General features: G+C 69.4%; 7 protein-coding genes and 1 pseudogene. 4 read left to right on the top strand and 4 right to left on the bottom strand.

Going from position 1 to position 6,572, the window contains the following annotated elements; all coding sequences use genetic code 11:
• Positions 1–678: 678 nt before the first annotated feature.
• The 4 genes and pseudogenes from ABT009_RS43075 (at position 679) to ABT009_RS43060 (ending at position 2,617) form a co-directional block, all read left to right on the top strand.
• Entirely contained in the window at positions 679–1,149 is a 471-nt protein-coding gene (locus ABT009_RS43075) for a MarR family winged helix-turn-helix transcriptional regulator (RefSeq protein ID WP_351307429.1), read from the top strand.
• Positions 1,146–1,394: an AMP-binding protein gene (locus tag ABT009_RS43070; RefSeq protein WP_351307436.1), complete on the top strand. Its 249-nt coding sequence runs from the start codon at positions 1,146–1,148 to the stop codon at positions 1,392–1,394. Before ABT009_RS43075 ends, ABT009_RS43070 begins: the two co-directional genes overlap by 4 nt.
• A 129-nt stretch (positions 1,395–1,523) precedes the next feature.
• Complete coding sequence (locus ABT009_RS43065; protein ID WP_351307426.1) at positions 1,524–1,835, top strand: AMP-binding enzyme; 312 nt, start codon at positions 1,524–1,526, stop codon at positions 1,833–1,835.
• A pseudogene (locus ABT009_RS43060) lies at positions 1,832–2,617 on the top strand (SDR family NAD(P)-dependent oxidoreductase). The gene ABT009_RS43065 and the pseudogene ABT009_RS43060 overlap by 4 nt, the downstream one beginning before the upstream one ends.
• A 55-nt stretch (positions 2,618–2,672) precedes the next feature.
• On the opposite strand, the gene ABT009_RS43055 reads toward ABT009_RS43060, so the two are convergent.
• The 4 genes from ABT009_RS43055 to ABT009_RS43040 form a co-directional block, all read right to left on the bottom strand.
• The gene (locus ABT009_RS43055) at positions 2,673–3,431 is read right to left on the bottom strand and encodes an IclR family transcriptional regulator (RefSeq protein WP_351307432.1); all 759 of its coding nucleotides are present in this window, start codon (positions 3,429–3,431) and stop codon (positions 2,673–2,675) included.
• Between the two features lie 250 nt (positions 3,432–3,681).
• Positions 3,682–4,695, bottom strand: coding sequence for a 4-hydroxy-2-oxovalerate aldolase (gene dmpG, locus ABT009_RS43050; RefSeq protein WP_351307423.1), 1,014 nt, complete (start codon positions 4,693–4,695; stop codon positions 3,682–3,684).
• Positions 4,692–5,654, bottom strand: a complete 963-nt coding sequence (locus tag ABT009_RS43045) for an acetaldehyde dehydrogenase (acetylating) (RefSeq protein ID WP_351307420.1) — start codon at positions 5,652–5,654, stop codon at positions 4,692–4,694. Before ABT009_RS43045 ends, dmpG begins: the two co-directional genes overlap by 4 nt.
• A complete protein-coding gene (locus ABT009_RS43040) occupies positions 5,651–6,499 on the bottom strand; it encodes a 2-keto-4-pentenoate hydratase (RefSeq protein ID WP_351307417.1) in 849 nt (282 codons plus the stop codon). Before ABT009_RS43040 ends, ABT009_RS43045 begins: the two co-directional genes overlap by 4 nt.
• Between the last annotated feature and the right edge of the window lie 73 nt (positions 6,500–6,572).

Genomic DNA, 6,572 nt, shown 5'->3' with positions numbered 1-6,572 from the left:
GCGCTGCCGGTCGATGTCCGGCCGTCCCGCCCGGATCGGCGCCCTGTCTGCCATCTTGCCCACCTCATCGAATCGCCGCACCGGCTCTTGACATCGCTTCGACTCGAAGCCACCCTGATTCCGCCGCTGTCCAGAACGCCTGTTTCCCCCAAGAGAACAGAGGCAGGGCTCGAGGTGACATACCGAGACTTCCAAGGCCAGCCAGAACGAATGCACGGGAAATCCGGAGGTCATCGATGGCGACACCCGTCCTCGGCGGCCTCATCAACGAGTACGAGCGAGCGGCGTAGAGATGCAGGTCACCCCAGGGGGCCCGGTTCTGGAACCCCACAGGGTCTGCCATGTCCATCCGTTTCTCCGCCGTCGATGCTGCCCGCCTGCTCCCCGACCCGCAGCGGGCACGTTGTCCCGTCCCGCTCAGCGGAACCTCCCCGCTCCGCCTCTGGACGGCGGTCCCACTGAGCGGTACACCGCGTGGCCGCAAGAGGCCGGCGGCGATCAGGCTGGGGGCCACACCTGTGCGGCGCAGGAGACGAGCGCCGTGCAGTGTCGCCTGCGGGCAGTACGACTAGCTACAGTCCGCTTACTTGAAGCCCGTAATTACTTTAGTCAAGCAAATAATATAGAATGTGAAATAGGACCGCAGCGCTGCGAGCAACCACTCCTCTCTCGACCGACGTGGTCGAGCGAGCCCTCAGCCGCATCACGTACCTGACCAGCCGGGTCCGGGAGCACGACCGCCTCGTGGCCCGGGCGGGAGTGCCGCTCGACCGTGCGGCCGTGGCGCTCCTGCGGCAGGTCGACGATGCCGAGCCTCTCCGCCCCAGCGAGCTGGCCGGTCGGCTGGCCGTGGAGGCGTCCCATGTCACACGGCAAGTGCAGCAGCTGCAGAAGGCCGGCTACCTGACCCGCGTCCCGGACCCCGACGACCGCCGCGCACAGCTCATCCAGCTCACCCCCCTCGGCCGTGACGCCGTCGAGCGCGTCCGCGACGCCAGTCGCCGGAGTATGGCGGGGGCGCTGGCCGGGTGGTCGCCCGAGGAACTGCGGCAGCTTGCCACCCTGTTCCACCGGATGGTCGACGACTTCCTCGCCTACAAGGGCGGGGATGAGACCCAGGAAGGCACAGAGGCGTCAGCCGCCGGCTGAGCGCCGCAGGAGATCCGCGGCCCCATCGGCCTGGTCGGCGCCTCGACAACCCGAATTACGAAACCAAGTCCGACGCCTACGGACTGACCGAGACCGTCTCGGGCGACGTCTTCATCGACCGGGAGCACGGGTCCAAGCTGGGCTCGGTCGGCCGGCCCGTGCCGCACACCCGGGTCAGGATCGTCGACGACACGGGCAACGAGGTCCCGGCCGGCGAACTGGGCGAGATCACCTGCGCGGCCTGAAGGTCTTCGCGGGCTGCTCGCGCGACGAGGAGGCCACGGCCGCGGCGCTCAAGGACGGCTGGTTCCACCAGGGACATCGGGCACGTCGACGAGAACGGCTTCCTCTTCATCGGCGACCGCAAAAAGGACGTGATCGTCTCAGGCGGCGAGAACATCGCCACGCCTGAGGTCGAACGGGTCCTCTACGAACACCCCGCCGTCCTGGAGGCCGCCATGGTCGGCCTGACCCACCCCCGCTGGGACGAGGTCCCCCGCGCCTTCGTGGTGTTCCAGCCCAGAGCGAGGGTCGGGGCGGACGAACTGCGGGAGTTCTGCCGGGTACGGCTGGCCAAATTCAAGGTGCCAGCCCGTTTCGAAATCGTCGACGAACTCCCCGTACCCCCTCGGGCAAGGTCCTCAAGCGGACCCTGCGCGACATCCGTGCGGAGGGCTGGACCATGACCGGCGTGAACACCGACCTGCGGTTCGACGGCAGGACCGCCTGGGTGACTGGTGCGGGCAAGGGCCGCGGCCGCGCGATCGCGGTCGCCCTGTCCCGGGCCGGGGCGGATGAGGCGGTGACGGCCCGTACGGCGGCGGTTCTCGACAGCCTCGAGGCCGAACTGTCCGCGCACGGCGGCAAAGTGCTCGTGCTCCCTGGCTCCGTCGCCGACTCCGCCGCCGTACGGACCATGGTGGAGCGCATCACCGAGTGGACGGGCCCCCTGGACGCTGCCGTCAACTGCGCCGGAGTCAGCCCCCACTTCACCCGCAGCGAGTTCGTCACCGACGAGGACTGGCAGCGCGTGCTCAACATCGGCCTCCAGGCATCGACCTCCAGGGCACCTTCTACTGCTGCCGCGACACCGGCAAGGTGATGCTGGACCAGGGGCTCCGGCTCGATCGTCAACGTATCGTCCCTGCACGCGAGCAGCGGCTTCGACCAGATTGCCGCGTACGCCGCGAGCAAGGGCGGCGTCGAGGTTCTCAGCAAAGCACTCGCTGTCGAGTGGGCGGACCGCGGGGTGCGCGTCAACGCCCTCGCGCCCGGCTACTTCCGTACGGACCTCAACTCCGGGCTTCTGGACAGCTGATGGGGTGAGCGGATCGTCCGGGGCACTCCCCTGGGCCGCGTGGGCGGCGTCGAGGAACTGGGTGGCGCCCCGGTCTTCCTCGCCTCGGACGCCTCCCGCTTCGTCACGGGCACCACGCTCACCGTGGACGGAGGCTGGACGGCCTGGTGAGGGACGCCTGCCCGGCGGACTCCGACAGGTCTACGCGGCGTCCGCGTGCCCGCCGTCACCCGACGGCGTCCGGCACGTCCCGGCAGTACGGCTGCGGCGGGCCGAAGAGTTCCTCGGACACTGCCCGCACGGCCTTGACCACCAGAGGAGCGACGAGTTCCAGTGGGGAACTGCCGTCGCCGACGACCGATATCGCCCCCACGGGCCCTTCGGGCCCGCGCAGGGCGAGGCCGACGCACCCGAGGTCGGGAAAACACTCTCCCCGGTCGATCGCCAGCCCGTTCCGGCGGCGGACGGTACGGAGTTCCCCGTGGAGGTGGTCGAGCCGGCCGATGCTCTGCGGGGTGCGCCGCTCGATCGCCTGCTCGTACCGTGAGTCGATCTCCTCGGGGCTCAGCCAGGCGAGCATGGCCTTGCCGAGCCCGGTACAGTGCGCCACCGCCCGTCCTCCGACCCTCGACGGAATATCCACCGCCGCCCGGCCGCCCACCTTGTCGAGGTAGTAGACATCCGGCCCGTCGAGGACGGCGAGATGGACGACCATCTTGGTGCGCACGGCCAGGTCCAGGAGGTGTGGTGCGGCGGCCGCGCGCAGCGCGCTGTGTCCGATCTCGCGCCCGCCCAGGCCGAGCGCCCGCGGCCCCAGCCGGTATCCGGCCACCGTGTGCTGAAGCCAGTCCAGCCGGACCAGTTGATCGAGTATGCGGTGAGTGGTCGACCGCGGCAGGTGCGTCCGGCGGGACACCGTTTCGAGCGTCAGGTGCGTCTGCGGCCGCTCGAAGAGATCCATGATCAGGGTGACGCGCTCCATCATCGACGGCGGCAGAGCGCGGGGGTCGATCTCGGGTCGCGGTTCCAGGCGAAGGGCAGACGTCATCGTCGGTGCCTCTCTGCTCAAAACTGAAATCAATTCTAGTTTGGCGCCGACGTCACGGTATCAACGCAGCAGTCCACTGAGAAAGAGTCGTGCACGCATTCATTGGGCCGCTCGGTCCATTCTCTGCCGACGCAAAAACACGCCGCTCCCCGGAGAACCCTCCGGGGAGCGGCGCCGAAGACAGCGGTCAGGCGTGCGTGAGGTCGAGGGCAATGTCCACGATCATGTCCTCCTGCCCGCCGACGAGGCCGCGCCTGCCGACCTCCTCCAGGATGGTGCGGGCGTCGAGGCCGTACTGACTCGCCGCGGCCTCGGCGTGGCGCAGGAAGCTGGAATAGGCGCCGGCGTAGCCCAGGGTGAGGGTCTCCCGGTCGACGCGCACGGGCCGGTCCTGGAGGGGACGGACCAGGTCCTCGGCGGCATCCTGAAGGGCGAACAGGTCGCAGTCGTGCTTCCAGCCGTAGAGGTTGGCCACGGCGATGAACGGTTCGATCGGGCAGTTTCCCGCGCCCGCGCCCTGTCCGGCGAGCGACGCGTCCACCCGGGTCACCCCCTCCTCCACCGCCACCACGGAGTTCGCCACCGAGAGGGAGAGGTTCTCGTGCGCGTGGATGCCGATCTGGGTCTCCGGGTCGAGGACGTCCCGGTAGGCGCGGATGCGGTCACGTACGCCGTCCATGGTCAGCCGGCCGCCGGAGTCGGTGACGTACACGCAGTGCGCGCCGTAGGACTCCATCAGCCTGGCCTGCTCGGCCAGGGCCTCCGGGGGCGCCATGTGGGCCATCATCAGGAATCCCGAGACGTCCATGCCGAGTTCGCAGGCGGTGGAGATGTGCTGGGCCGCGACGTCCGCCTCGGTGCAGTGGGTGGCGATGCGCACCGAGCGGACCCCCAGGGCGTAGGCCCGCTTGAGTTCGGCGATGGTGCCGATGCCGGGCAGGAGCAGGGAGGTGAGGACCGCGCGGTCGATGACGTCCGCGGCCGCCTCGATCCACTCCCAGTCGGTGTTGCTGCCCGGCCCGTAGTTGAGGCTGCCGCCGGCCAGGCCGTCGCCGTGGGCTACCTCGATCGCGTCCACGCCCGCCCGGTCGAGTGCCGCGGAGATCTTCGACACGAACTCGGGCGTGATCCGGTGCCGGATGGCGTGCATCCCGTCCCGGAGGGTGACGTCCTGCACGTAGAGCCTTGGGGTGTCGGTCACTTGGTCACCTCGGTGGTCAGTCGCCGGGCGATGCGCTCGGCGACGCGCAGGGCGGCCGAGGTCATGATGTCGAGGTTGCCGGCGTAGGCGGGCAAGTAGTGGGCGGCGCCCTCGACTTCGAGGAAGACGGACACCTTGGTGGTCGGCGTCTCGGACGTGTCGTCGGACAGCAGCGTGTGGATCGGGTCCGCGGCCGAGACCGGAGTGAACTGCACCTGTTGCTTGAGCCGGTAACCGGGCACGTACTCGGCGACCGCCGCCACCATCTCCTCGACCGAGTTCCGGATCGCGTCGTGGTCCGCCTCACCGATGAGGCAGTACACCGTGTCGCGCATGATCAGGGGCGGTTCGGCCGGGTTCAGGACGATGATCGCCTTGCCCCTGCGGGCACCGCCCACCTTCTCGATGGCGCCGGCGGTGGTCTCGGTGAACTCGTCGATGTTGGCCCGAGTGCCGGGCCCGGCCGACCTGGAGGCGATCGAGGCGACGATCTCGGCGTAGGGCACCGGTGTGACCCTGCTGACCGCGTGGACGATCGGGATGGTCGCCTGACCGCCGCACGTGACCATGTTGAAGTTGTCGACAGCGTTGTCGGCGTTCTCCAGGTGCTCGTCGAGGTTGACCGGCGGCACGACATACGGCCCGAGGGCCGCCGGGGTCAGGTCGACCAGGCGCTTGCCGTACGGGGCGAGCCGTTTGGCGTTCTCTACGTGGGACTTCGCGGACGTGGCGTCGAAGACGATCTCGATGTCGTCGAAGCCGTGCATCCTGATCAGGCCGTCCACGCCCTCGTGGGTGGTGGGGACCTTCAGGCGGGCTGCGCGCGCCAGACCGTCCGAGCCCGGGTCGATGCCCACCATCGCGGCTATCTCCAGGGTGTCGGACAGGCGCATGACCTTGATCATCAGGTCGGTGCCGATGTTGCCGGAGCCGATAACGGCCACCTTGGTCTTCGTCATCCGTGTTCCTTGAGTTCCTCGGGGTCCTTGGGTGAGAAGGTCGCTGTCACCGAGCCCAGGCCCGACAGCTCGGCCCGCACGGTGATGCCGGGCGGTGTGGGGACGAGCGGCCCCAGGGCACCCGAGAGCACGACCTGTCCGGCGCGCAGCGGGTCGCCGAACTCCCGGGCGGTGCGCGCCAGCCACAGCAGCGCGGCGAGCGGGTCGCCCAGGCAGGCCGCGCCGTCGCCCTCGGAGGCGAGCTCGCCGTCGGCGTACAGCCGCATGGTCACGTCCCGGGGCGTGAACTCCCCCAGTCCGACCCGCTGTCGGCCGAGGACGAACAGGCCGCTGGACGCGTTGTCGGCGACCGTGTCAGTGATCGCGATGTCCCAGTCGGCCACCCGGCTGTCCACTATCTCCAGCGCGGCCACGGCGTGTCCGACCGCCGCCCGGACCCGCTCGAGGTCGAGGTCGTCGTCGTCCAGATCGGCGGCGAGCACGAACGCGATCTCCGCCTCGACCTTGGGCTGGAGCAGCCGTTCGCTGGGGACGGCCGGCAGCCCGGTGACGTCCATGTCGTCCAGCAGGACACCGAAGTCGGGCCGGTCGACGCCGACCTGACGCTGCACCGACTCCGACGTCAGCCCGATCTTGCGGCCGACGACCCGTGCTCCGGTGGCGATCCGGTCGCTGATGACGCGTTGCTGAACGGCGTACGCGAGACTGATGTCGGTCGCGCCGAGCAGGTCCCGTACGGGGGCACAGGGCTTGTGGTCATGGGCTGCGCGGGTGAGTCGTACGGCCGCCTCGGCCACGGCGGTTTCACGGTTCGCGACGACCGTCGGTTCCCAAACGTCTGTCATTGTCATCCTCAACTCGTGCTGGCCTTCAGCCTGAACCGCCGTGCCGGGCGGCAGCTCCGAACGTTCCGCTCAC

It is taken from the genome of Streptomyces sp. NPDC002896 (assembly GCF_040295225.1).
In the GTDB taxonomy this organism is placed as follows: domain Bacteria; phylum Actinomycetota; class Actinomycetes; order Streptomycetales; family Streptomycetaceae; genus Streptomyces.
This window is presented reverse-complemented; position numbering and strand designations above follow the sequence as displayed.